The sequence below is a fragment of the Paenibacillus sp. 453mf genome, from assembly GCF_900116105.1.
GTDB classification, from domain to species: Bacteria; Bacillota; Bacilli; order Paenibacillales; family Paenibacillaceae; genus Paenibacillus; species Paenibacillus provencensis.
Genome location: NZ_FPAC01000002.1, coordinates 351997 through 377584, shown reverse-complemented (window position 1 = coordinate 377584; position 25588 = coordinate 351997). Strand labels below are relative to the sequence as shown.

General features: G+C 48.1%; 21 protein-coding genes and 1 riboswitch. Of the genes, 5 read left to right on the top strand and 16 right to left on the bottom strand.

The genetic code is table 11. The features are described from left to right. Nucleotides 1-20: 20 nt before the first annotated feature. The 5 genes from BM415_RS15945 to BM415_RS15925 all read right to left on the bottom strand — a co-directional run bounded on the left by BM415_RS15945 (nucleotide 21) and on the right by BM415_RS15925 (nucleotide 4867). Nucleotides 21-890, bottom strand: coding sequence for an inositol monophosphatase family protein (locus BM415_RS15945; RefSeq protein ID WP_091159814.1), 870 nt, complete (start codon nucleotides 888-890; stop codon nucleotides 21-23). A 204-nt stretch (nucleotides 891-1094) separates the two neighbouring features. Beyond that, entirely contained in the window at nucleotides 1095-2090 is a 996-nt protein-coding gene (gene uvsE / locus BM415_RS15940) for a UV DNA damage repair endonuclease UvsE (protein ID WP_091159733.1), read from the bottom strand. Between the two features lie 83 nt (nucleotides 2091-2173). Beyond that, on the bottom strand, nucleotides 2174-2494 hold the full coding sequence (locus BM415_RS15935) for a hypothetical protein (protein ID WP_091159731.1): 321 nt from the start codon (nucleotides 2492-2494) through the stop codon (nucleotides 2174-2176). Nucleotides 2495-2601: 107 nt separating this feature from the next. Continuing rightward, nucleotides 2602-3708: a D-alanine--D-alanine ligase gene (locus BM415_RS15930; RefSeq protein WP_091159730.1), complete on the bottom strand. Its 1107-nt coding sequence runs from the start codon at nucleotides 3706-3708 to the stop codon at nucleotides 2602-2604. Between the two features lie 127 nt (nucleotides 3709-3835). Then, the gene (locus BM415_RS15925) at nucleotides 3836-4867 is read right to left on the bottom strand and encodes an amidase domain-containing protein (protein WP_091159728.1); all 1032 of its coding nucleotides are present in this window, start codon (nucleotides 4865-4867) and stop codon (nucleotides 3836-3838) included. Nucleotides 4868-5145: 278 nt separating this feature from the next. Here BM415_RS15925 and acnA point away from each other — a divergent pair, with 278 nt between their 5' ends. Beyond that, nucleotides 5146-7854 (top strand): aconitate hydratase AcnA, encoded by a 2709-nt coding sequence (acnA, locus tag BM415_RS15920; protein WP_091159726.1) that lies wholly within the window; start codon nucleotides 5146-5148, stop codon nucleotides 7852-7854. A 158-nt stretch (nucleotides 7855-8012) separates the two neighbouring features. Here the strand turns inward: acnA and BM415_RS15915 are convergent, their stop codons facing one another. Next, on the bottom strand, nucleotides 8013-10097 hold the full coding sequence (locus BM415_RS15915) for a helix-turn-helix domain-containing protein (protein WP_091159725.1): 2085 nt from the start codon (nucleotides 10095-10097) through the stop codon (nucleotides 8013-8015). A 194-nt stretch (nucleotides 10098-10291) separates the two neighbouring features. Between BM415_RS15915 and BM415_RS15910 the strand changes: the two genes are divergently transcribed. Further along, nucleotides 10292-11530 carry an MFS transporter gene (locus tag BM415_RS15910; protein WP_091159723.1) on the top strand — a complete coding sequence of 413 codons (1239 nt, stop codon included), beginning with the start codon at nucleotides 10292-10294 and terminating at the stop codon, nucleotides 11528-11530. A gap of 103 nt (nucleotides 11531-11633) precedes the next feature. After that, complete coding sequence (locus tag BM415_RS15905; protein ID WP_091159722.1) at nucleotides 11634-13064, top strand: amidohydrolase; 1431 nt, start codon at nucleotides 11634-11636, stop codon at nucleotides 13062-13064. Nucleotides 13065-13213: 149 nt separating this feature from the next. Here the strand turns inward: BM415_RS15905 and BM415_RS15900 are convergent, their stop codons facing one another. From BM415_RS15900 to BM415_RS15885, 4 genes are all read right to left on the bottom strand, one after another. Further along, nucleotides 13214-14068 (bottom strand): manganese catalase family protein, encoded by an 855-nt coding sequence (locus BM415_RS15900; RefSeq protein ID WP_091159720.1) that lies wholly within the window; start codon nucleotides 14066-14068, stop codon nucleotides 13214-13216. A 236-nt stretch (nucleotides 14069-14304) separates the two neighbouring features. Beyond that, a complete protein-coding gene (locus BM415_RS15895; protein ID WP_091159812.1) occupies nucleotides 14305-14784 on the bottom strand; it encodes a pyridoxamine 5'-phosphate oxidase family protein in 480 nt (159 codons plus the stop codon). A 159-nt stretch (nucleotides 14785-14943) separates the two neighbouring features. Further along, nucleotides 14944-16734 carry a phosphomethylpyrimidine synthase ThiC gene (thiC, locus tag BM415_RS15890; protein WP_091159810.1) on the bottom strand — a complete coding sequence of 597 codons (1791 nt, stop codon included), beginning with the start codon at nucleotides 16732-16734 and terminating at the stop codon, nucleotides 14944-14946. Between the two features lie 250 nt (nucleotides 16735-16984). Beyond that, nucleotides 16985-17095: riboswitch (TPP riboswitch) on the bottom strand. A 115-nt stretch (nucleotides 17096-17210) separates the two neighbouring features. Beyond that, nucleotides 17211-17960, bottom strand: a complete 750-nt coding sequence (locus tag BM415_RS15885) for an IclR family transcriptional regulator (protein ID WP_091159719.1) — start codon at nucleotides 17958-17960, stop codon at nucleotides 17211-17213. A 351-nt stretch (nucleotides 17961-18311) separates the two neighbouring features. On the opposite strand from BM415_RS15885, the gene BM415_RS15880 reads away from it, so the two are divergent. Further along, nucleotides 18312-19304 (top strand): alpha/beta hydrolase, encoded by a 993-nt coding sequence (locus BM415_RS15880; RefSeq protein WP_091159717.1) that lies wholly within the window; start codon nucleotides 18312-18314, stop codon nucleotides 19302-19304. 183 nt (nucleotides 19305-19487) lie between these two features. Beyond that, entirely contained in the window at nucleotides 19488-20705 is a 1218-nt protein-coding gene (locus BM415_RS15875) for a Fe-Mn family superoxide dismutase (RefSeq protein ID WP_091159716.1), read from the top strand. Between the two features lie 137 nt (nucleotides 20706-20842). Here the strand turns inward: BM415_RS15875 and BM415_RS15870 are convergent, their stop codons facing one another. The 6 genes from BM415_RS15870 to lepB form a co-directional block, all read right to left on the bottom strand. Further along, on the bottom strand, nucleotides 20843-21658 hold the full coding sequence (locus BM415_RS15870; RefSeq protein WP_091159714.1) for a lipoate--protein ligase family protein: 816 nt from the start codon (nucleotides 21656-21658) through the stop codon (nucleotides 20843-20845). A 141-nt stretch (nucleotides 21659-21799) separates the two neighbouring features. After that, nucleotides 21800-21922 (bottom strand): zinc ribbon domain-containing protein, encoded by a 123-nt coding sequence (locus BM415_RS25820; RefSeq protein ID WP_285850266.1) that lies wholly within the window; start codon nucleotides 21920-21922, stop codon nucleotides 21800-21802. 139 nt (nucleotides 21923-22061) lie between these two features. After that, a complete protein-coding gene (gene folE, locus BM415_RS15865; protein ID WP_091159712.1) occupies nucleotides 22062-22655 on the bottom strand; it encodes a GTP cyclohydrolase I FolE in 594 nt (197 codons plus the stop codon). Nucleotides 22656-22712: 57 nt separating this feature from the next. Further along, the gene (locus BM415_RS15860; protein WP_076314651.1) at nucleotides 22713-22973 is read right to left on the bottom strand and encodes a YneF family protein; all 261 of its coding nucleotides are present in this window, start codon (nucleotides 22971-22973) and stop codon (nucleotides 22713-22715) included. Nucleotides 22974-23076: 103 nt separating this feature from the next. After that, nucleotides 23077-24918 (bottom strand): tRNA epoxyqueuosine(34) reductase QueG, encoded by a 1842-nt coding sequence (gene queG, locus BM415_RS15855; protein ID WP_091159711.1) that lies wholly within the window; start codon nucleotides 24916-24918, stop codon nucleotides 23077-23079. 82 nt (nucleotides 24919-25000) lie between these two features. Then, on the bottom strand, nucleotides 25001-25585 hold the full coding sequence (gene lepB / locus BM415_RS15850; protein ID WP_091159709.1) for a signal peptidase I: 585 nt from the start codon (nucleotides 25583-25585) through the stop codon (nucleotides 25001-25003). Between the last annotated feature and the right edge of the window lie 3 nt (nucleotides 25586-25588).

Genomic DNA, 25588 nt, shown 5'->3' with positions numbered 1-25588 from the left:
GTTGTTATGCAAGATCTGCATCAGTTTACGCCGGTAGCATTCTCTTCTGTAAGTGTACGAATGAGTTCCTCATGAATACGTCCGTTGCTTGCTGCAACATACCGAACAGCCAAATGATATGGGTTGCCTTGTGTATCCGTTACGATTCCCCCAGATTCTTGAACCAGCAGGGCCCCTGCAGCGATATCCCAAGGATTGAGCCCAATCTCGGTGTATGCGCTGAGTCTGCCTGCTGCCACATAGGCCAGGTGAAGCGCAGCCGAGCCTCCTGCTCTCAGATTGCGCACTTTGGGTGCCAGTGTCTTAGCAACACTCATGTTCGCAGGGAGCGCAAATTCGGGATCTGGAGGGAACCCAATCGCTACCAAGCTGTCTGATAAGCTTGCTTCACTAGAGACCTTCATCCGATCTCCATGAACATACGCGCCTTTCCCCTTCTCAGCTACAAAGAGCTCATCTCGAATAGGATCATAGATTACACCTACGATAACTTCACCGCGATGGGCAAGTGCAATGGATACGGAGAAAAAAGGAAAGCCATGCACGAAGTTTGTCGTGCCATCTACCGGGTCCACGATCCACAAAAATTCTTCCTCGCGTGCCGCCTCAAGCGCCTTCGCCGATGCTTCCGCTCCCGGCTCGACCCCCTCTTCACCCAGAATCGCATGGTCAGGAAAATGAGTGAGGATCAGCCTTCGAATCATCTGCTCTGCTCCTTTATCCACCTCGGTGACCAAATCCTGTGCAGAATATTTCGTCGCCATTTTAAAGGTAGAGCCGGCACGGCTCTTAATCCACTCTCCCGCTTTGGCAGCAGCATTAATTGCAACAGCAGTATAACTCTTACTAGTAACTACATATGGAATCTTCTGATTGTCGTTCAAAGCGATCACACTACTTTCTTTGTATCTTTGAGCTATACAGAATGAACTATAGCTAAGCTTATTATAATAGTAACGTCAAAAACGCGTTCTCGTTACACGTAAAAAGCCCTATTTCACAATTTTGTGCATTTTAGAATTTCACATAAATCCGCCAAATACAATCAATTAACCATATTAATATCAGCCTTGGCGAGATTGGCGAGCTGTCCCTTACATGCGAATTGTAGCTCCGTCTATCATTTCAAGGCCTTTCCCCGCCAGCTCTCCAAAATCCTTCATTAAATTAAATAGCGCTTCGTCTTTGCGTTTCGCTTCAATCATGACATCAATGGCAGGGGTCCGGTCTGCAATATGACGCAAGAAGTCGAGCAGCGGCTCCAGTACAACACCATCTGCATGGCTCCGGATATCCTTCTCATTCTTGGGACTCGATACATGAATTTTAGGAGGCAGAGGGCTCTCTGGAGAAGTGTCCGCCTGAGCATAAATCGTCTTCCATGTCTCTAGAATCTCATCCCACAACTCCCAAGGTGCTTCCCCGTCGTTATTCACCCACTGATGATGGATATCAAGCACCATCGGAAGGCCTGTCTTCTTGCATACCTCCAGCGTTTCGATTGCTGTGAAGGTCTTGTCATCATTCTCAAGCGTAATCCGCTGCAGTAACTCGGGAGGCAGGGATTCCGCATTGTCAACGAATCGTTCTGCTGCCTTCCTCTTGTCCCCATATGCACCGCCGATATGAATATTATTCTTCGCTCTTGCATCCAGTCCCATCGCATCGAGCATCGCCTTATGGTGCATTAGATCACGAATGGAGCTTCTCAGCACTTCCTCGCGAGGTGTACTTAACACCGTAAAATGATCGGGGTGAAACGAAACGCGCATCCCATGCTTTTTCACAAAATCACCGACCTCCTGAAAAGAGGGCGCTAATGCCGCAAATGGGTCCCAATCGGCCAAATCTCCGTGTGTAGCAAGCGGTATGAGCTTGGATGAGAATCGATAGACTTTAATATCACTTGCAAGATTATGCCTCAGCAGCCTGAGGGTGTTATGTAAGTTCTCGGCAGCAATGCGTTCGAGCTTGCGGATCGCTGCTTCCCGATCTTCTATTTTGTTAAAACTCGCCATCGTCATCGTCTTGGACGGAGACGCGTTCGCTACTACCATTGACATGGCGACATATCCGAATCGTACAATCATGGAAGCGGTTCAATCCCTTCGTCATAATAGTACAGTTATACCCTATGTGTTCGGATTAAAACCTTCTCGGAGCCTCACCCAGGCTACTTATTCTGATCTCCAAAAAACATTTCATCAGCAAGCGCAGTCTGAATCCGGGATTCCTCTTCGTTCAGCTTGCGTTCAAGCACCATTTCCACCTCGGTGACCTCTTGTCCTTGAAAATTAATCTCGGCAATGCAGCCCACAATCTTAACAATGGCAACCGCGGTATTCTCAGGAGTATAGGCAATGACCTTCTGCCCAGTGGGAAACACCCGAAATCCCTGTTTCACCATTTTGCCCCGGCCATATTCCAGCAGCTCGTAAAGCTCCTGATCGCTCTTAAATTTACAGACAGAATTAAACTCGGTTTGAAACCCCATCATCAATAACCTCCTGTATCCAAAATTCCGGGTCCACAAGATTGTCGTGAACTTCCTGTATATATGAAAAAAGGAGAGCATATCACTCCCCTTTGTTTCCTCATTGACTACCGGTTACCATTCTCGTAATTCAGCGCTTGTTTCAGGGCATACCGCTCCAGGGCAAGCTCAATCATCCGATCCAGCAACGCTTTGTAAGATACTCCCGTCTCCCGCCACAGCAATGGATACATGCTGAATGGTGTAAAGCCCGGCATCGTATTCACTTCATTTATAAGAAGTGCTCCGTCAGATCTGCGAATGAAGAAATCCGCACGTGTAATGCCGTTGCCTTCAATGGCACGAAATGCCTGCAGAGCAGCCTCACGAACACGGTCTGCCTCTTCCTCATCGAGCGGCGCGGGAATCAGCATCTGTGACTGGCCGTCGATATATTTTGCCGCATAATCATAATATTCACTGGAGGATACAATCTCCCCCGGAACAGAAGCGATCGCTTCCTCGTTACCGAGTACGCTCACTTCTACTTCTCTCGCATCTACAAACTCTTCAACGATGACTTTGATATCGTAGCGGAATGCGAATTCTACCGCTTGAACGAGCTCATCGCGATTACGCGCCTTGGAAATACCTACACTTGATCCAAGATTCGCTGGTTTAACAAACATCGGATAGCCCAGCTGGTCTTCCATCCCCACGATGAGATCATGACTCGAGCGTTTCCACTGCACATGATTAAAATACGCAAATTCACATTGCGGTAGACCCGCCTGTGCAAACAGCTTCTTCATCACGACTTTATCCATGCCTGCTGCAGAAGGCAGCACGCCTGCACCGACATAAGGGATATCAGCCATTTCAAACAAGCCTTGAATTGTGCCATCTTCGCCGTTCGTACCGTGCAGCAGCGGGAACATGACATCTAGTTCACCCTCGGTACCATACAGGCGTCCGAACACTAAATTCAGTGCATCTTTTGTTTCTTCGGCACTTCCACCGAGCTTAAGCTCATCTATACTGGCAGGAGGCGAAGTGAGCCTGTTTCCCCTAGCCCAGCTTCCCTGCTTCGATATAAAGAAAGGAATGATTTCATATTTATCAAAATCAAATGCGCTGATGACGGCAAATGCGGTCTGCAATGAAACCTCATGCTCTCCTGACTTACCTCCATAGACCACACCTACGGTCATCTTGTTGTGTTCACTGTGTACCATGACTTACCTCCGGTTTCTTAACGGTTACAGGTCCAAGGTAGAGAATCGTTTAGATTATCGTATCCGCCAAGGCCTACCGAATTATGCCAGTAGTATATTCATCCTAAGGATGAGCGTTACGCTTTTTTTAGGCTCCAAAAGTATCTGCGATGTGGAATAACCGGTATGTTGTGTTCTCTGTCCAGGCATAAGAATCCTTGTAGTCCCAATAACGATGCCTGCTGCTTACGGTGTTCGCATTCACAAGGGGCATTCCGCCTGCATCAAAAGCCGTTACAATCGTACTGTGCTGATACCTGCCGTCCCCATTCCAATCATAGAAAATAACATCGCCAAGCTGAAGCTGCTCCGGCCCGTCAACAAGTGTTGCTGTCAGCCCGTTATTATTCCGCGTAAGATAATTATTCAAACTATCAGATACGGCCCAGCTATAGCTCCATTGCTCTTTTCCGGAAGCGTAACCTTTATACCACCAGCCTGTTTCTCTCCTACCAGTATAGTTGATCGGCGCTCCCCCTGCAAAGAGACATTGAGATATATAATTGGTGCAATTCACTTCGAATTCTTCAAACTCCGGATTACCCGAATTCCACCATTGATCTGCATAAGCTACCGCATCCTCTCTACGGTATCGAACCAGTCTGGCAGGAATCCCTGGATACAGCACTTCTCTATTCAGCAGAGGCTTTCTCAGTATGCCTGCCTGCTTCGCATTCTCTGCTGCGATCAACGTTTCATAAGCGACGGGCTTTCGCTCCTGCACATCTCTAACAACACGTGATACGACCCAATGATTACCATCCTTGGTGAAGGTCAGCCGCTCCTTCTCAATGCGGTCCTCCCGGTGCGTCATCCCCCCCTTGGAGTAGAATAACCGGCTGTACAGCTGTACATCAACCACAGCTTCACCCTTGCGATCCGACAGTGTCCGGAGCAGCTTAGCGCTTGTCTCGCAGCGCAGGGGTACGGCCTGACGCTCGCGATACCACTGATCCAGCTTGGCGGCCCGCTTGCCTCTTTCCAGCAGGACAGCAAGATCTGTAATGACATACTGCTCCTGCTCCTTGTGATCAACTTCGCTCCGATTATACTCTTTCACATAAGAATACAAGATGTTCTTCCATTCGCGCTCCAACGGCCCATGTCCCCTTTCTTCCATTCCGTCTATCCTCTCGATCGTATGTTTACATTCTCTTTCCACTATATGATTAAGTTTATCTTGGTATGTACGGGGCCTATCCCGAGAGAGCTGAAGCATTCACTCCCCTGCAAAAATAGGCGTTTTTACGAGAAAAAAAACTTTACGCCAATGGATGAAAACGGTATACTAAAATCAAAAGTTCATTTTTTGAAATTACGTTTCATACTATGAAACTCCATGGACATTGATCGGAAAAAATGAACTTCTGGAATACTATTAATCAAGGAGGTACATCCATGTCTCAACAGAATCATTTCTCTGCTGCAAGCTCGCTTGAAGTCGGAGGCAAAACGTACCGCTATTACAGCCTCAAAACTCTTGAGGAGCAAGGACGCGGCGACATTTCCAAGCTGCCTTTCTCCATTAAGGTGCTCCTCGAAGCAGCCATCCGTCAGTTCGACGGACGCGCCATTACCGAAGATCATGTAAGCCAGCTTACAGGCTGGGCAGAAGGCAAAGATAACAATAAAGAAATTCCTTTTATTCCTGCACGTATCGTACTGCAGGACTTTACTGGCGTTCCAGTGGTCGTTGACCTTGCCGCCATGCGCGATACGGTGAAGAAAGCCGGCGGCGATCCGAAGAAGATCAATCCACTCGTTCCTGTCGATCTCGTCATTGACCACTCCGTAATGGTCGATGCATTCGGGACGAACAGCGCACTAGACTATAACATTAAAGTGGAATTTGAGCGCAATGAAGAGCGTTATCGCTTCCTTCGCTGGGCACAGACCGCTTTTGACAATTTCCGTGCAGTTCCTCCTTCTACAGGGATTGTTCACCAGGTTAACCTTGAATATCTCGCTTCCGTAGCCACTACCAAAGAGATCGACGGTGAAACGGTTGTATTCCCGGACTCTCTGGTGGGTACGGACTCCCATACAACGATGATCAACGGTCTCGGCGTTGTGGGCTGGGGTGTCGGCGGTATCGAGGCAGAAGCCGGAATGCTAGGACAACCTCTCTACTTCGTAACGCCTGAGGTTATCGGCTTCAAGCTGACAGGCAGTCTTGCAGAAGGTTCTACGGCAACTGACCTTGCCCTGACGGTTACCGAAATGCTTCGTAAGAAGGGCGTTGTCGGTAAGTTCGTTGAATTCTATGGTCCTGGTCTGTCCAACATCAGCTTGGCTGATCGTGCGACAGTAGCTAATATGGCTCCTGAATATGGCGCAACGGTAGGCTTCTTCCCTGTCGATCAGGAGACGCTGAACTACCTGCGTAATACAGGTCGTTCTGAAGAGCAAATTGAGCTGGTAGAAGCATATTACAAATCTCAAGGCATGTTCCGTACGAACCATACGGAAGATCCTGTCTTTACAGATACCATTGAACTTGATCTGGCCTCGGTTGTACCGAGCCTTGCAGGACCTAAACGTCCTCAAGACCGGATTGAGCTGTCTAATATGAAAGAGAACTGGGAAGGCATTGTCCGCACACCAATCGACAAGGGCGGATACGGACTGAGCGATGAGAAGATCGCAGAGAAGGTGCCTGTCTCCCATCCTGACGGTTCCAAGAGCGAGCTGAGCCCAGGCTCAGTTGTTATTGCTGCAATTACGAGCTGTACGAACACTTCCAACCCAAGCGTTATGGTCGGCGCTGGACTTCTTGCGAAGAAAGCGGTAGAACGCGGACTGACCAAGCCTGGTTATGTTAAGACCTCGCTGACTCCAGGTTCTCTCGTTGTTACAGAGTACCTGACCAAGGCAAATCTGCTTGATCCGCTGGAGAAGCTGGGCTTCAACGTTGCAGGCTACGGTTGCGCAACCTGTATCGGTAACTCCGGCCCACTTCCAGATGAAGTAAGCCAGGCGATTGCTGACAATGATTTGACCGTTGCAGCAGTACTATCGGGTAACCGTAACTTTGAAGGCCGTGTCCATGCCCAGGTCAAAGCAAACTATCTGGCTTCTCCGCCGCTTGTTGTTGCTTACGCACTGGCTGGTACGGTGAACATCGATCTGCAGAACGATCCGATCGGCTACGATCAGAGCAATCAGCCTGTATATCTCAAGGATATCTGGCCGACTTCTGCAGAGATTCAAGAAGCGATCAATACCTCGCTTAACGCAGATATGTTCCGCAATAAATACGCGAACGTCTTCACTGCTAACGAACGTTGGAATGCGATTGATGTTCCGGAAGGCGAGCTGTATGAATGGGATGAGAATTCCACCTACATCCAGAATCCACCGTTCTTTGAAGGCCTTGAAGGCGATCTGAACGACATCCAGAACATTCGTGATGCACGCGTGCTTGCATTGCTGGGCGATTCTGTAACGACAGACCATATCTCGCCTGCAGGTAATATTTCGCCAACCAGCCCGGCTGGTCTGTACCTCAAAGAGCATGGTGTAGAACGCAAGGATTTCAACTCCTACGGCTCTCGCCGCGGTAACCATGAAGTTATGATGCGTGGTACCTTTGCGAACATCCGTATTCGTAACCAAGTGGCACCAGGCACGGAAGGCGGGGTTACGAAATACCTCCCTACCGATGAAGTCATGTCCATCTACGATGCTTCCATGAAGTATCAGGAGAAAGGTAGAAACCTCATCGTACTGGCTGGTAAAGAGTATGGTACAGGAAGCTCCCGTGACTGGGCAGCCAAAGGTACGCTTCTCCTTGGCGTCAAAGCCGTTATCGCTGAGAGCTTTGAGCGGATTCACCGCAGTAACCTGGTAGGTATGGGCGTGCTCCCGCTTCAGTTCAAAGAAGGTTATGGCTGGTCCAGCCTTGGACTGAACGGCCGCGAAACGTTTGATATCGTCGGTCTCTCCAATGAGGTGACTCCAGGTCAAGAATTGACTGTAACTGCAACACGCGAGGACGGTACTACATTTGAGTTCCCTGTTATCGCGCGTCTTGACAGTATGGTTGACGTAGATTACTACCGCAATGGCGGTATTCTGCAAACTGTGCTTCGTCAGCTGATGAAATAATCCACGAATCAATAGTAAGGCCGTATCCTCTGCCCTTGGGCAGTTGGATACGGCCTATTTAAATTTCATATTTGTTTATCGAACGGCCATCTCCGCAAGAATGATAGATTCATCGGCTCTTGATAATTAGATGCATATCTCTAAATTTCCGGGCCAGTTCAATAGGTCTCGCTGAGATGGCAAGCCAGATATACCTTGAGCCAGTCATCGGGATCCCTTAAACTGACCTGCATCAGCTCCTCAATCTTATGCAGCCGGTGGTACAATGTGTTGATGTGAATATGCAGCTCTTCGGCAGCTGCTGAAGCTGAGCGATTTGCAGCCATGTAAGCTTTTAGCGTACGTACCAGATCTTCTCCCTGCTGCTTGCCCCTCGAATGCAGTGGAGATAGCACGCTCTCGATATAATGCTCAATCTTGGCAGGCTCCTGATTGAGAAACAACTGATTCACCCCGATATCCTCATAACGGGTGAGCCCCGTCTTTCGCCTGCGCAGCAGGAGGGACAAGGCGTCGAGTGCCTCATCGTTACTCCTAGCCACCAGGTCAAGACCGCTGTACAAGCCGCCAATCCCCCCGCTGACGGATTTGCCCGTTGTTCTTGCCCAACGCTCAGCAGCTGCTCTCATCCGATCCACCATTTGCTTTTGCTGAGCGATATTCAGCGCTGCTGCAATAATCGTCACTTTATCATGGGAGCCAAACAGCAGCTTGTCACTATGGCCGAGCTCTTTTTCTAAATCAAGTATCAATTTGCGCAAATCAATTTCGCGCTGCTTCAGATCCCCATGCTCCCCCAGAAGGTGAAGGACACTAACGAACAGAGGAGCATCCTTAGGCAGTCCAAAATTACTCATCTTGGCCGCTACACGTTCAGGCTCACGATACTGCACCAGCTCGTTAAAAAACTCATGGCTCCGTTTGTAATACATTTCTGTAGCGGAGTGAGTGTTCATTAGCTGCAGTGCGACGATAGCCCCTCCCTGCTCCAGTACAATATGATCCAGCGGCTCCATCGGACGAAGCAGCGGAATAACGAATACGCCCAGCAGCACCGGGCCATTCACCACAGGGTACAAATAATACGCATGATCATGACTGCCCGTTATCGTAACAGGAGCTTTATTGGATTCAAACAACTGAAACAGGTCCAGATGTGAGAGCTCATGCTTATCGACAGATGCAGGATGCCAGTTGTTCAACAGCAGGTCAACAAAACGTAGTGGCAGCTTCAGCATACCCAGCACTTGATCCACCAGCACCTCCACACTTTCTTGCCGAACAGAAAGCTTGGTAAACACATTGTGAATGTCGCTTCGTTTAACGAGATATTGGTTCGCTTCCCGCAGCTCTGAGTACATTCTGGCATTGGATATCGCAATGGCTGCTTGATCTGCAAAGCCCTGAAGATGCAGCAGGTCCTGATCATGAAAAGGTCTCCTTCCATCCTGCAGCTGATGCACCAGCATAACTCCAATCCGATCCCGATTCATCGTGACTGGGACCGCAATGACAGATATCACCTGCACCACATCTCCGCCAAAAGCGTTAACAAGATAGCTCAGCGTATCCTTCGGAACATCGTCCATCGCATCCAGGGCCGTTTTAGAGTTGTAAATCTTCCCCATTCCGCTGCTGAATACTTTACCTGTAATCCCCTGGGTGTGCCTTGTCTGAAACTGATAAATCGTATCTTTGATCCCAATGCTCGCCTTGGGTACCAGTCTCTTCTCCACCTCGTCATACATCATGAAGAAGCCGCAATCCGCAGCAGGGATAACCTTCAGCGCATTCTGCATAATGTGCAGGAGTAATTCATTCAGGTCAAGGGAGGAGGTCAGTGCCCGGAGACCTTCTAGCCATCGTTCATGATCAAGCTTTTGCTTCTCCAGCCTTCGCGTCAGCAGCTCAATTCGCGTCAGCATCACCAGCTGCTCAAGCTCACTGTCTGCCATCCCGCCTTCGGCTTCGATCAGCATCAGCATATGTCTCTGTTCTGAAGCATAATTCGGTGAAAAGTAGATGCATAAGAGCTCAGATTCTTGTACTTGCAAGGTACGGCATATGATTTCTTCCCTGTCCAGTTGAAACGGCAATAGCATTGCGGCCTTAAAATGCATCATGAGCCTATTGGCCCTGGCCGTTCCCAGCCACGGGTATAAGCTTCCGTCATCCTCCGTATAAAACCATGCGCCATAATCCGCGTTTCCAAATCTCTTCTCCAAAAATTGAGACAGATCCACTCTCAACACCCCTTCACAACCACACGATGTCAATTAACATAACATAAATAAATGCAATTTAACTGAAATTGTATTGTCATTGGAGATACCTACAATGTTCTATATAAAACATTAGTCATATGAACAATGATATTCGTTAACTCACATTATAAAATGTTACCATACTTAACACAATCGTTTGGAGGTGAGTTGCTATGAAAAAAGAGCCCAGCAGTAAATTGATACTTACCGCCTTATTTGCAGCCTGGATTGTCTCCTATATTGACCGAGGGGTAATCACTTTGGCTCTCAGCCAAATGGGGCAAGACATGAATCTGGATGCTTCGGCACTCGGCATTGTACTGAGCAGCTTTTTCGTCGGTTATGCGCTCATGCAAATTCCCGGTGGATGGCTCGCTGACAAGTTCGGTTCACGCAAAGTCATCGTCGTCGCTATCCTGTTCTGGTCCCTATTCACCGGTTTATCCGGCGCCGCTTGGTCCCTAGCCTCTCTACTCGTGATTCGTTTCCTCTTCGGGATTGGGGAAGGAGCCTATCCTTCTGCCAGCACCAAAGCCATCTCTGATTATTTTTCCACAGAAAAACGTACCAAAGCCCAAACGACCATGATGTCCTCCAATGCACTCGGAGGAGCGATCGCCCCTATTATTTGTACACCGCTCCTCCTGTGGTTAGGGTGGAGACATACATTTCTCGCGATTTCCCTGCTTGGCGTTGTACTCGTTATATGGTTCCTCTACATCACTAGAGGATCTTCACACAAGAAAGGTGCTTCTTCTTTACCCAAAGCTGAAAAGGGTGTATACAAGGAGCTGCTTCGCAACACAACCCTATGGAAAGTAATGGCACTCTTCTTCTTTGCCAACATTGCCAGCTGGGGACTATCCTCGTGGATGCCTACCTATCTGATTGAGGCTCAAGGGATTGACCTGAAGGCAGCAGGTCTTGTATCCGCGATTCCAGCAGTGATCGCCGCTCTTGGTATGCTGGTCAGCGGACGGATTATCGATCGCATCGGAGCCAGAGCGAAGTATGTAGTGACAGGCTGCCTGTTCATGTATGCTCTATTCTTGTTCCTCGTTACTCGTGCCGGCGGACTCGCCGAAATTATGCTGTGTATGAGTCTTGCCATGGCGTTTGGCTCCTTCACACTGTCCTTTGTATTTACGCTGCCCCATCGACTGATGAAGCAAAGAGTGGTCGGTACAGCCTTTGGCATGATCAATTTTGGCGGACAGGCAGCAGGTATCCTATCTCCAGCTATTATGGGTTTTCTTATATTATCTACGAACTCTTACAACAGCGCCTTTTTATTCCTAACGGCATCCTGCCTCGTCGCTGCAATCATTTCGTTAACCATCCCTAGATTAAACAATCAGCCTGATGATCACATTACAGATCAACCAGCAGGTGCTTTGCCGGCAAGACACTGATTTTTTCCTGAGCTTTGCTTCTGTAGTCTCACTCAATGTTATACAGTTCTATGTTAATCGGCCATGGAAGCCTATAAAATTCACAAAACCGGAGGTATGAAGCATGAGCAAAACAAATCTGATACAAGCCCTTAACGCAGGTGAATCGCATTTTACAAAAATGGCTAAGGATATATGGGATCATCCCGAGGTCGGCTATACAGAATCCTACGCCTCCTCTCTTCAGGCTGGTTTTCTTGAAAAAGAGGGGTTTAGAATCACTGCAGGTGTGGGTGAAATTCCTACCGCCTTTGTAGCCGAATACGGTCAGGGAAGTCCGGTGATCGGCATCCTCGGCGAGTTTGACGCACTCCCTGGTCTGTCACAGTCCGTGAGTCCCGATCAGACTCCAATCAATACCGGTGGTCCTGGACATGGATGTGGTCATAATCTGCTAGGAACCGCTGGAGTAGAAGCTGTCACTGCGCTTAAGCAGCTCATTCACGAAGGAGCGCTCCCCGGTACAATTCGTTATTATGGCTGCCCTGCTGAAGAACTGTTATCCGGCAAGACCTTTATGGCCAGAGATGGCGTGTTCGATGATCTCGACTGTGTACTTACCTGGCATCCAGGCAGCTCCAATATGGCGGCCAACTACAGCATGCAGGCGCTGACCGGTGTCGAGTTCTTCTTCTCAGGGCGTACGGCACACGCCGGAGCCGCCCCTCACCTGGGCCGCAGTGCCTTGGATGCGGTTGAGCTGATGAATGTCGGCGCCAATTACCTTCGTGAGCATGTGCCGGACGGCAGCCGAATTCACTATCAGATTACAAACGGCGGCCAGGCGCCGAATATCGTACCAGATGCGGCAAGCGTATACTACTTTTTACGTGGAAAAGACCGAACAGCAGTAGATCATTTGCTCGACCGTCTCATCAAAATCGCCCAAGGTGCAGCAATGATGACAGAAACGAGTGTACACTGGGACATCAAGGCTGGCTGCTATGATACACTGCCGAATGCCACGCTGAATGATCTCATGCATGCTCAAACCGAAATTGCAGATCCTATCCTTTATACTCCGGAAGAAGAAGTGTTTGCCGAACAGCTGCTTAAAAGCATTCATCCAGATGTCCTGGCAGCCAATCCAGAAGCTGCGATGCGCTCTGACAAATCCATTCTACCGACAGAATTTATCAATAATAAACAATTCTTTGGTATAACGATGGGCGGCTCTTCTGATGTAGGTGATGTGTCCTGGATCGCACCGATGGGTCAGGTCATGACGACTTGCGCTCCACTGGGGGTTCAAGTCCACACTTGGCAGGCCACCGCCTCCTTCGGCTCTTCCATTGGAATGAAGGGGATGCATTATGCCGCGAAGCTGATGGCTCTATCTGCTTATGATCTGCTTCTTAATACAGACGGAGTAATTGAACAGGCCAAAGCCGAATTCAAGGAAAGAGTGAATGGCATCACTTTTAAGGCAGGAATTCCTGCTGAAGTGAAGCCTCCGGTGCCGGCGCATATCAAATTGACAGTACCGGCAGGATAATCTTACGGCCGCAGGCTGAGAACTTACAGGTGGATGCCTAGCAGATTTCGTTTCCATTAGAAAAACTCCAGATCCTCGCTGCCAGGAAGCGAGGAGAACTGGAGTTTTTCTATTTAGCTTCGCATTATTTTCACATAGAAACCAGGCTGTTATCTGTTTAAGTCGTTAAGACCTGGAGCATGCTCGTTCGGCATGTCTGGCAGCATAGGTACCGGATGTCCGATTGGAGGGGCCGTTACCTCAAGCTCCCCGCCATTACGGCTAGGGGATTTTCCGCTGAAAATCTCCCCAATCCGGGTATCGTCCAGCCTAAAGTTAAATTGTGCGTTATGGAAGCCCATGTCTACATATTTTCTGCACTCCGGATACTTGTGGATATCATAATTAGGCACCGGGAACAGCTTGCCCCACTCTACACCAAGCGTCTCAAGCGCTTTGGCGAACGCGTTCTGATGCGCATTGTCCCGCACGATGAGAAAGGCTAAGGTTTCTCTGAACGTCTTATTGGAGCTCATCTCATAAATACGGGACTTTTGCAGAACACCCGTCGATTCAAGCACCAGATTATCCATAAGGTCAGCCACGAGATTGCCATGGTTGTATACATAATTGCCCATCCACGGATTTCCGGCTGCATCTACAGGCAGAGACCCTTGCGCACCAACGATGAAGTGATGCGGATTCGCATGTCTAACAGCCTCATCTAGCGGAGCACCATCAACACCCGCGTCGCCAGGCGTCTCCTCACCTGATCCGTTCAGGAGCTGATTAATCGTCGTCTGCACCAGCTCGACATGGCTGATCTCCTCCAGAAATACACCTCGCATCAAATCACGATATTGGGTCTTATTCCCGCGGAAATTACTGCTCTGAAAAAAATACTGCATCATCGTACGCATTTCACCGAACCTTCCACCCAAAGCTTCTTGCAGCACCTTAGCCGCAGCTGGATCTGGCTTGTCTGGCACGATAATGTTGATGAGATCCTCTTTATAAAAATACACAGGGAACACCTTCTTTACTGGAAAATTTTGAAGTCATCCTATTTTGTTTCAAGAGTTCCTGCTTTATGCAAAATGAGGAAATCACGAAATCTTACAGCCCCCTAAGAAGGAGTGTAATTTATGAATATCGGTTCTCAAATATGAAGTTGATTCACTGCATTAAATATGAAGCACACAAAAAAGTGGGGGCCCCCATATGAGGACCCCCTGGTAAGTATGATCATATACAAGCTCCGTTACAGATCTACGGTCTTGTTCAAATCCATCTCATTTTTGCCTGTCATTTTGTTAATAAGATTCTTGACCAGCTTGGTTTTGCTGCCTGTTTCCCAATATTCGGCGGTATCTGCCTGAATCTTAATGAGCACCAGCGAAGGATCATCATAGGAAACATCAAGCAGCATCTCATAGGCTTTGTTCCAAAATTCCTTCACTTTCGCCGGATCCTGAATCAGCTCCGCTTCCCCCCGAATGGAAACATAGGATTTACCGACATAGGCTACATTGACCAACGGATTCTGAATCAATTCCTGATATTTGTTTGTGTCCTTTTTCGTCAAGAACCAAAGATCTCCGTCGAATTCAACCTCCTGAGTCTTCATCGGACGGGAGACAAGCCCTTCTGTTGTTACAGTTGTCAGCATCGCTGTATCTATACCTTTGATCAAATCTCTCACCGTCTCAATTGCTTCTTGATTCGCTACTGGAGTATTCATAAATGCGATTCCCTCCTTGGCATCATATGAAATTTTGACAGCTGTCATATCGCTCTCACATTCCTATGGCTCTCACATTTATTTTACCCAACTAGAGAATCTGCAATCTGTGAAACGGCCTCTCTCATTATTTTCCTAATGTAAACGGTAAGGATCTAATCACCTGTTCTGACCACGATATTCCTCCGCCTTCTCCTGCATGCCTGCATGAATCGCTTCCTTCTCACTAACTCCTTTGGCGGATGCCATATTCCGAATATCCTGAGTGATGCGCATACTGCAAAATTTCGGACCACACATGGAACAAAAATGCGCTGTTTTTGCACCTTCGGCTGGAAGAGTCTCATCGTGGTAGGATAGAGCACGCTCCGGATCAAGAGACAGATTGAACTGGTCCTTCCAGCGGAACTCAAATCTTGCCTTGGAGAGGGCATCGTCTCTTTTTTGTGCTCTTGGGTGACCCTTGGCCAGATCGGCTGCATGGGCAGCGATTTTATAGGCAATGACCCCCTCCCTCACATCGTTCTTATCAGGTAGTCCCAAATGCTCCTTCGGCGTAACATAACATAGCATGGAGGTACCAAACCAACCGATCATCGCCGCTCCAATGGCAGACGTAATGTGATCATATCCGGGAGCAATATCTGTTGTAAGTGGACCCAGCGTGTAAAATGGGGCTTCCTGGCAGATCTCCATCTGCAGATCAACGTTCTCTTTGATCTTGTGCATAGGCACGTGTCCCGGACCTTCGATCATCACCTGTACATCATGCTTCCAGGCGATCTGCGTCAGCTCCCCGAGTGTTGCCAGCTCAGCCATTTGAGCCTCATCATTGGCATCATAGATACTGCCGGGTCTCAGTCCATCTCCAAGTGAAAAAGCAACATCATATCTGCTCATAATTTCACAGATCTCTTCAAAATGAGTATACAAAAAGTTCTCCTGATGATGCGCCAGGCACCATGCTGCCATAATAGAGCCGCCCCGTGACACAATTCCGGTCATTCGCTCTGCTGTCATTGGAATATATCTGAGCAGTACTCCCGCATGGATCGTAAAATAATCAACTCCCTGCTCCGCTTGCTCAATCAGCGTATCTCTGTAAATCTCCCAAGAGAGTTTCTCCGCCTCCCCGTTTACCTTCTCCAGCGCTTGATACAGTGGAACTGTGCCTATCGGCACAGGAGAATTGCGGATAATCCATTCTCTCGTCGTATGAATATGACGGCCGGTCGACAGGTCCATGACCGTATCCGCTCCCCAGTGAACGGCCCAGCTCATCTTCTCCACTTCCTCCTCAATAGAAGAGGAAACTGCAGAGTTCCCGATATTCGCATTGATCTTGACATGGAATCGGCTTCCGATCAGCATCGGCTCACTCTCCGGATGGTTGATGTTAGAAGGCAGGATTGCTCTTCCTCTGGCAATTTCACTCCTTACAAACTCCGCTTCAAGCCCCTCCCGGATTGCGGCAAACTCCATCTCAGGGGTCACGATCCCTTTTTTGGCATAATGCATCTGAGTCACACAGCGTCCTGACTTGGCTCGAAGCGGCTGCCTTCTGACGCCCGGGAACACCTCTATCTCCTGCTGCGCACTTCTATCGGACCGAATCCCATTATCCTCTGGACGGATTGCTCTTCCTTCATAAAACTCAACATCTTCACGCTCAAGTATCCAATTCCGGCGCAGCAAAGGAAGACCCTGACGGATATCGACTTCACCGTTCAAATCTCCCATCGGTCCGCTTGTATCGTACACCCGAAATGGCTCATTCTGCTCTACTCCTTGGGGCGTACTGGTGGGATGAAGTTCAATTTCGCGCTCAGGTACAGCAATGTCCGGGCGCGATCCTTGAATGTATACCTTCTTGCTCGAGGGGAATGGCTGGAGCCTTCCAGATTCACCCTTCAAATGCTCTTCTCTTAAAGCCGATGCCTCTGTGTTCATTCCTGTGTTTGAATGATTCATACGTGCTTCCTCCTTTGTTCGAGTTGGGAAGCCCTCTCCTGAGCTGTGTTTGAAAGACAGAAGCTATACAAACGATAGCCAGTTATATAGAAGCTGCAGCAACAAAAAGAGCTGATTCCCACAGGGGGAATCAGCTCTAATCCATATAAGATCTTGTGTTGTGTACAGGCTAATGGAGCTGCATAGGTTAATAGCAGAACCTTCACCATATATCACGGATCTTATCGATATTTATCGCCAATTACTTCCCTACGCTGGTATGATCCAGATCAGGTACAAAGAGTCCGGCACCTTGCAGTACCATCTCAGCCCGGCATTTCGGGCTCCCCTAGTAAATTGTTATTGTTATTCATGTTTGACCCCTATCCTTCGTCTAAATTGAGGTCCATACAAGATTATCTCATTCACAGCACATTTTCAACCTTTATTCTCCATTCGTTCATTACAAAGGAGAGCTACCTCAGCATAAATCCCATTTGCGCGGCTGTCTCCATAACAATAGGTGCGTATTCCCGAAGCGTCTCTTCCGACAGCCTGCTTATCGGTCCGGATAAAGACAAGGCCGCTGCCACATTGCCCTTGCGATCAAAGATCGGCGCTGATACGGCTGCTGCTCCAGGCTCTCTCTCTTCATAGCTCGTTGCATATCCCAATTCCCTGATTTCTTGCAGCTGACTCAAATAAATATCTTGATCAACTGACAAGGGGGTATCAAAATTGCGTATCAGCTGCTCCTGCTCTTCTCTTGCTGCAAACGCAACCAACACTTTACTCGATGCTCCAACCGACAATGGCAGCCTTACACCTACAGGTGCTACCCTTCGAATCGCTTGATTGCTCTGCACGGCCTGAACGCGTATCCGTTCATTGCCATCCTTCAAATACAAGCTAACCGTTTCTCCCAAGCGATCACGAAGGCGCTCCATTGCAGGCAGCAAGAGGATGGCCGGGTCATCACTCTGGGACATATGTGCCGCAAGCTCCCAAATTCGAATGCCAAGCCGATACTTCTCCGTCAAAGGATTACGCACAACAAATCCCCTGTCCTCAAGTGTTGTCAGCAAACGATGCACCGTACTTTTATGTAAACCGATCTTGCCAGAAATTTCGGTAAGACCCAGATCTGATTGCTCTGTAAAGCATAACAAAATGTCCAATGCCCTCTCGACCGCTCGTACCGTTAATTTGCGATCTTGCTCTTCCATGCATAATCCCCTCTCTGTTTCATCACGTGAAACCTGGTTACATAAATTATAAGAGAATTGATGACCAAAGTAAAGATTTAATTGAGAATTAATCTCAATTAAACAAGCTCATTTCTCTCAACAATCGATCATAATGGAGAGATTTTGGAATAAGTCTTCCTTCACTTGACAAACATTTTTCACCATTAATTTCACTTACATTACAAGTGTGTAACAATTAGTCCCAATCAATTGACTTTAGACAGGACGCATCATAGGATAAAGAATAAAGTTATACCAACCTCATCTTTGTTCACAGGTTGGATTTAGTAAATTAGTCCTATTTAACATTCTTCTGGAAGGAGGAGTATGATGTTTCCTATATCCGAGAATAGATCTCTTAAGCAGAACGTATCAAGTGCTCCTCCCGCACTTTCCACTCGGCTCATCCGTTTTAAGCATATCGTGGTTGCCCTAATATTATCGATCATATTCTTTCTCGTATTTTGCTTTATTGCTCTTCATGCCTATATCGCATGGGTGTTATCCTACCCGGCGGTAGCTCCGGTGTATTCAAACCCCATGCTGTCCAAGGGGATGGAGTATGAAGAGGTGACTTTCCCTGCCTCAGACGGAAGCCGGAGCGTTAGTGGATGGTACATCCCTGCAGAGGAGAACAGCAGCAAAACAATCGTGTTCAGTCACGGCTATGGAGCTAACCGGGAAGAATCATGGATTCCCATGTATGATCTGGCCCATTACGCTCATCAGCAAAATTTTAATGTCATTATGTTTGATTACGGCTTCGCTTCCCAAAACACAAGAGTCGTTGCTACCGGAGGAAAGGCAGAATCGAAGCAGCTTCTTGGCGCAGTTCAGCTCGCTAAGCAAAAAGGAGCTCAAGAAGTTGTCGTATGGGGCTTCTCTATGGGAGCAGGGACAGCTCTTCAGGCCGCCCTTCAAACAGAGGACATTGATGCCATGATTCTAGACAGCACGTTCCTGCTGGAGCCGGATACGCTGTATCATAATATACAGAATCAGATTGATTTGCCGAAGCAGCCTACCCTACAAATTCTAACGATGCTGTTCCCGATTCTGAATGGCACCAGCCTAAACTCCATTCCTTATCAGGAGGTAAGTTCGAAAGCTTATGATATTCCTATCTTCTTCATCCACGGAACCCAGGATGAGAAGGCCCCTTATCCAATGGCAGAGCTCTTTGCGAGCAACCAGACCAATCCGAACTCTGATGTGTGGATCGTAGAGGAAGCACGTCATGAGCTCATATATAGAGAGCATCCCAGAGAGTACTTGAACAAGGTTTCTTCATTCCTTGGCGGTATAAGTCTCGCTCAAAAATAGATCAAGCTGAGGCACCTTTAAAAAGGTGCCTTTTTCATATCCTTTTTTATATCCTCTCTTATTTTGACAAGTCATCATAGTACAAGCTCTAATGAGAATAAGTATACGTTAGATCATTACGCCGTCTGCTGCTATGCACAGTATTTGTTTGAATAAGAATCCATCTTGGGAGGTGCCGAGCTTATGGAGCTCAGTTATGGACCCTATTTACCGCTGCGCGCGTTAGAAGAAATTCGGTCTTGGAAGGATACTGAAATGGGATGCACAAATATGATCACATCGATTGCACCGGAGCTGGAGGATGCCTATGTGAAGCTTCTCAATGAATGGGGAAGCGTATTCCAACGATCTGCCTCTGCAGCAGATGATCTGCTGCAGAGGGTAAGAACGGGCGTGCAGCCGCCGGATGATTATGCGCTTGGTCAGCTGGATGTGCTGCTTGCCGCTTCGTTTAACCAATCGAAGGAATTCCATCGTCACCTCGGGCACATTCTTGAGCATAGCGCAGCTCTATCAGGTAACCCTGCTGCGGAGGTTGTATTTCGATACATCCAGGACCAATCAGAGCAGACTGTGAATAAACTCCGGGGACTGGACCATCCGGCTGCCATCTCCCAGAGAGTAAGACCTGGAAGCACCTGGAACGAAGAGCCCTTCCCTTACCCGGACGTAACAGCACCGCGAACCGGAGCTTCTGAAGAATTGGTTCAGGAATTATCTAAAGCTCTCACTGTATCCGATATCGCCGCAGAAGACGCCTCTCCTCCTACATCTCCTGTTCCGATTGGGGGGCACAAGCTGCCGCCACTGCCTTATCCCTATAATGCGCTAGAGCCCTATATTGATGAGAAAACGATGCGCATCCACCATGACAAGCATCACAAGACCTATGTAGATGATCTTAACATCGCTGAGAAGAAGCTTCAGGAAGCACGGCAAACCGGAAATTTTGATCTTGTGAAGCATTGGGAACGAGAGTTGGCCTTTAACGGAGCAGGACATTATCTCCATACCATCTTCTGGAACACAATGAACCCGAATGGCGGTGGAAAGCCTGTCGGGTCACTCGGAGAACAGATCAGAAAGGATTTCGGGAGCTTTGACGCATTTAAGAAGCACTTCACAGAAGCAGCGAACAAAGTAGAAGGCGGTGGCTGGGCTGTATTGGTGTGGAGTCCAAGAGCGCACCGGCTAGAAATATTACAAGCGGAGAAGCATCAAAATTTATCCCAGTATGATATTGTTCCTCTGCTTCCACTGGATGTGTGGGAGCATGCCTATTATTTGAAGCATCAGAATGAGCGCAAGAAATACATTATGGATTGGTGGAACGTCGTATATTGGCCTGCCGTTGCGGAGCGATTCCAGGAAGCGCGCAAGCTGAAATGGACTCCTTATTGACAGTAAAGAAAACATAGAGTCAACCCCACATAGATTCTGACAATAATCAGAACGAACGATATAATCGCATCCCTATTCTCAAAGTAAAAGACCTCGCTCCGAGGTCTTTTATTGTCACTGCACCTTTTTTGAGGAGCTTAATCGTAACGCTCTTTTAATACGGCGACCGTGCGTTCCACGTCAGATCGAGGAACCGATGGCCGAACTCCGGTATATACCTTCTCTGCCGAGGCACTAATGACTTCTATTAATGACTGCATATACGCCTCAGCAGAGGGTACGCCTGACAGCTCGTTTAGACTTCCCATGCTTCCGTACTTCACTTGAGGATAGCCCTCTTCCGCATCTCCAGCTGCCTGATCATAGAACTGGATGATGTCCTCTGTCAGCTCATCCCCTTTTCCTTCTATGATGATAAAGCCGGTAACAAGATAGGCTTTGGCCAACCGGCGCTGGGCAATTCCGCAAAATTTCCGTCCCTCTATAGCGATATCATAATCTCCCGGGCAATATGCCCCTTCGATTTCTCCTGCTACTGCTTGACCGCCCCAGGGAAGAATAGCCTTCCGAATATAATCAACCATGGATTTAAAATCATCATGGATGTTAATTGCTTGTCCAGGATTCGGTAGAATGAGACTGAAATTAACCACTCCTCTTGTCAGTCTGACCGCTGCACCTCCGGAAGGACGCACACAGGAGCTTATACCTTTGTTCTGAAATCGCTGCATCGCTTCCTCGGCCTTCTTCAGCCTACGGTCTCTGAGACCGATGACAAGTGCATTCTCATGACGCCAGAGATGAGCGACAGGGCGATGCCCCAGCCCCACTTGCCTGCACATGACCTCTTCCCATGCAAAGGCTTCAAGCACGTCCTCATCCTTCTTCATGAGCGGTGATTCCCAGATCTGGATCTCCTTGAATTTGCGAAGCAGTGTATCTTCCGTTGACATATGAGCCCTCTCCCCCTATTGAACACTCCCACCACCTAAAGAGGCGGGGGATTCTTTTTGTCAAACCCATCGGTTTGAAGTTGTCTACTTGTCAGTACCCCAAGAGAAGCTGTGGTTCCCATAACTTGTTGAGCTTAGCGGCTATACAGCGACTCGCTTAATATTTTGAGCGGCATTGTCATCCCGATCATGGCACGTCCTGCAGGATGGACAACTCCATTCCCGTATAGATAGAAGTTTGACCTCACCAGTTGTGTGGCACATTTGTTGTACAACAACCCTATGCCGGTTTCCGCATAAGTTGTATTCCACTTGTCTAGGAATTGCTTGAAGCGGGGGGATTCTCGCTAGGGTATGATAAAAAAGCCTTGATCAATACGATCAAGACTTTCGGTATTCGAAATTAACCTTTAACAAGAGACAAAAACTCCGCCCGAGAAGCGGCATTATCCCGGAATGTACCACGCGTAGCAGAAGTTACCGTCTTGCTGCCCGGCTTCTTCACACCACGAGCACACATACACAGATGCTCTCCTTCTACAACAACCATAACACCGTTCGGTTTAAGCGCGTCCTCAAGGATGTCTGCAATTTGAGAAGTAATCCGCTCCTGCACCTGCAAACGGCGAGTTACGGCCTCAACCAATCTTGCAAGCTTGCTAAGTCCGACAATTTGTCCACTTGGCACATATCCGATATGGACCTTGCCGAAGAAAGGAGCCATATGATGCTCGCATTGACTGTAGTACACAATATCCTTCACAATGACGAGCTCCTCATGGTTCTCATCAAAAGTTACACCAAGTACATCTCTAGGATCTACTTCATAGCCCGCAAAAATTTCTTCGTACATGCGGGTAACTCTAGCCGGTGTTTCCAGCAGACCTTCACGTTCTGTGTCCTCACCGATCAGCTTCAATATCTGTTCAACATGATACTCAATCTTCTCGCGATTCGCGCCGACAGATGAGTTCATGTAATCTTTAACTCCAGCCATTCCTTCTTCCTCCTCCCAAGCGGCATACACCTGTACCTGGCAGGCAAGATTGCAGCATTATCTTTTTCTTCCCTGATTCTTGCGCATAGGCGGCTGCATCTTGCCTGCACCGTTTCCGCCTTGCTGGGATTTCATCATCTGTTGAGCACGCTGCATCTGCTTGCTGTTCAAATTGTAGCCCATTTGTTTTGCCATTTTTTGTAGAGCTTCAGGATCACTCTGCATCTTCTCAAGCTGCTTGCGCAGATAAAATGCACCGATAAAGAATCCCCCAACGAGGCCCACAATTAGTGTAATAATGGGAATAACGATATCCATACTTATACACCCCTGTTTTTCGCTTGATTGCTATTTTTAACGCATCATACACGATATCATAGCATGTAGAAACGCGGCTAGCAAACGCAATTTGGTGTTAGAGTCAATTCGAAGACTGCCCTTCCAATGAGAGCAGGCGTTCCTTCACATGAAGTCCTCCAGGGTATATCGTTACTCCTCCCTCACTGCCCGTCAAGCGGTGATGAGGAATAATAATTGGAAGCGGATTTTTGGATACAGCCGCCACAACCGAACGGACAGCTTTCGGTCTTCCTATCTTTTCCGCTAATCCGAGACTTGAGACATGCTGACCATATGGAATTTCTGTGAGTGCCTGCCATACCTGCAGCTCAAACGGAGTTCCTCTAAGATCCAGCTGAAGCTGGAACTCTGTACGCTCTCCAGACAAATATTCCTGAAGCTGCCATGTCGCTTCCTGGAAACGGGATGGGTCATGTACAAAGTGATATTCACCCAGCCAAGTTCGAGCCCATTGCTGCAGGTGCGCCTCTCTTACGGTATAGTTACCAAAATCAAGCCTTGCAAGTCCCTGCTCCGTAGCACAAAGTGTAAGCTCTCCGGCCTCAGTTGATATTTCATGATAATAGACCGGCTCACCCGTAAGCTTGGTAACAGGAGTAGGCTTCCAGGCTGCCTTGTTGTCACTGCGATATAGAGCCATATTCGATTCATTGTTACTGCCTTCAGATGAATTGGTTTCAGATGAACCAAATTCAGCCGCAAATTCTACTTCGGACTTCTTCTTCTCGGATAGAGGCCCCATCAATAGCTTCTCTTGGGCTCTCTGCAGCATGTTCAGCACGTTCCCATCTTGTTCTCTTGCAGCAGCTTCCGATATCACATTCATTGCTTCTTCTCCTCCTATTTGGCTGAGCGACCAAGCAGCGGTTCCTCTCAGTTCGGGACGAGGATCCCGCAGTAATACTTCGCTCAGCTCTGGTACGGCGCTTTGATCTTTAAAATTACCAAGCGCGATGACGGCATTGCGTTGTATTGGTTTTTTACCTCGCCAAGCGGCAGAGCTGTGTCCAAACCGTTCCTTGAATTCCTTGTTGCTCAGGGAGAGCAGCGGTTTAAGCAAAGGCTTGACAATCTCCGGGTCTGGTGCGAATTCAGGATGATGATCCCAATTTTTCCCTCTATTCTTCGGGCATACAATCTGGCATGTATCACAGCCGTACAGCCGATTCCCGATCTTCTTCATATATTCTTCGTCCAAAAAGCCTTTGGTTTGCGTCAAAAAAGAAATGCACTTCTGGGCATTCAGCTGTCCCGGGCCAACAAGCGCTCCTGTAGGACAGGCATCAATGCACTTCGTGCATTCACCGCATCCCTCCGTCACTGGTGCATCCGGTGTAAAAGGAATGTCTGTTATGAGTTCCCCGAGAAATATCCATGAACCGAACTTGGGTGATATGATCGCGCAGTTCTTGCCGCTAAAGCCGATTCCCGCCCGCTCTGAAACGGCCCGGTCCACTAGGACACCTGTGTCCACCATATTCTCAATGCGCGCCTCCGGAACCTTCTCCTGGATAAAGGCGGTGAGCTTGTCCATCGCTGCCCTCAGAACATGATGGTAATCCTGTCCCCACGCTGAGCGGGCCAATATCCCTCTATAGCTGCCAGGCTCCGACTTTGGCGGATCCTTCATCTTGGAAGAGTAGGCAATGGCAATGGCGATGAGAGAAGCAGGCTTACCCGATTCGAGCGCGGGATTGACCCGTTTCTCAATATCAGGCTCTTCAAATCCTGACTCATAGCCTTTGGCGCGATGCTCCAGCAAAATGGAACGCAAGGATTCAAAGGGTTCCGCTGAGGCAAATCCAATATCATCAATTCCAAAAGACGGCGCTGCCTTAATTATTTCCTGCTTCAGCCACTCATAATGTACTCCAGGGCTTACGAGCGAGTCTCGACTAATCATATTATCACCTCTAATCAAATCAATTTCATAATACCTTTAGCTCTCACATATATAACTGTATAGCCTAATCTTTCCTTCTAATTCACAGCTTCTTCATATCGCTCATCGGCCAAAAAATAAATTCGGCTTTCCCGACAATTTCTTCAGCCGAAACACTCCCAAATGAACGACTATCCTTGCTCTTACCTGCATGCCTGTTATCTCCCATTACAAAGTAACGGCCTTCTTCAAGCTTGACTGGACCAAAATCCGGATCCTCTATTAGTGTATTTGTATAAGGTTCCGTCTGGGGCTCTTCGTTGATATATAGTACGTGTTCCCGAATTTCTACCGTTTCCCCGGGAATACCAATAACTCTTTTGACAAGAAACTCCTTACGATCAGGTGTATGGCTTGGATCATGCAGCACTACGACGTCGTAACGCTTAGGCTTATCAAATTCATATACAATCTTATTAATGAACAAACGATCTAGTTCAGCAAGGGTTGGCTGCATCGATTCGCCCTTAACAATCGAAATATTGAAGACAAACAAATTAAGAAGCAGCATCAGTACGATAGCAATCAAAATGGTCTTAAGCCAATCCAGAAGCTCTCCGGACAGAGTTGAGCCTGAAGAGGATGTTGTCGCCGTATTCTCTATGTCTGGCGGTATTTCGCGGCTCATTTG

Excerpts from the sequence above, each read along its gene's own strand:
- BM415_RS15880 (WP_091159717.1), top strand. The coding sequence starts at position 18,312 with ATGTTTCCTATATCCGAGAATAGATCTCTTAAGCAGAACGTATCAAGT.
- folE (WP_091159712.1), bottom strand. The coding sequence starts at position 22,655 with ATGGCTGGAGTTAAAGATTACATGAACTCATCTGTCGGCGCGAATCGC.
- BM415_RS15875 (WP_091159716.1), top strand. The coding sequence starts at position 19,488 with ATGGAGCTCAGTTATGGACCCTATTTACCGCTGCGCGCGTTAGAAGAA.
- BM415_RS15885 (WP_091159719.1), bottom strand. The coding sequence starts at position 17,960 with ATGGAAGAGCAAGATCGCAAATTAACGGTACGAGCGGTCGAGAGGGCA.
- queG (WP_091159711.1), bottom strand. The coding sequence starts at position 24,918 with ATGATTAGTCGAGACTCGCTCGTAAGCCCTGGAGTACATTATGAGTGG.
- BM415_RS25820 (WP_285850266.1), bottom strand. The coding sequence starts at position 21,922 with ATGTGCCACACAACTGGTGAGGTCAAACTTCTATCTATACGGGAATGG.
- BM415_RS15860 (WP_076314651.1), bottom strand. The coding sequence starts at position 22,973 with ATGGATATCGTTATTCCCATTATTACACTAATTGTGGGCCTCGTTGGG.
- lepB (WP_091159709.1), bottom strand. The coding sequence starts at position 25,585 with ATGAGCCGCGAAATACCGCCAGACATAGAGAATACGGCGACAACATCC.
- BM415_RS15910 (WP_091159723.1), top strand. The coding sequence starts at position 10,292 with ATGAAAAAAGAGCCCAGCAGTAAATTGATACTTACCGCCTTATTTGCA.
- uvsE (WP_091159733.1), bottom strand. The coding sequence starts at position 2,090 with ATGATTGTACGATTCGGATATGTCGCCATGTCAATGGTAGTAGCGAAC.
- BM415_RS15935 (WP_091159731.1), bottom strand. The coding sequence starts at position 2,494 with ATGGGGTTTCAAACCGAGTTTAATTCTGTCTGTAAATTTAAGAGCGAT.
- BM415_RS15905 (WP_091159722.1), top strand. The coding sequence starts at position 11,634 with ATGAGCAAAACAAATCTGATACAAGCCCTTAACGCAGGTGAATCGCAT.
- acnA (WP_091159726.1), top strand. The coding sequence starts at position 5,146 with ATGTCTCAACAGAATCATTTCTCTGCTGCAAGCTCGCTTGAAGTCGGA.
- BM415_RS15895 (WP_091159812.1), bottom strand. The coding sequence starts at position 14,784 with ATGAATACTCCAGTAGCGAATCAAGAAGCAATTGAGACGGTGAGAGAT.
- BM415_RS15925 (WP_091159728.1), bottom strand. The coding sequence starts at position 4,867 with ATGGAAGAAAGGGGACATGGGCCGTTGGAGCGCGAATGGAAGAACATC.
- thiC (WP_091159810.1), bottom strand. The coding sequence starts at position 16,734 with ATGAACACAGAGGCATCGGCTTTAAGAGAAGAGCATTTGAAGGGTGAA.
- BM415_RS15870 (WP_091159714.1), bottom strand. The coding sequence starts at position 21,658 with ATGTCAACGGAAGATACACTGCTTCGCAAATTCAAGGAGATCCAGATC.
- BM415_RS15930 (WP_091159730.1), bottom strand. The coding sequence starts at position 3,708 with ATGGTACACAGTGAACACAACAAGATGACCGTAGGTGTGGTCTATGGA.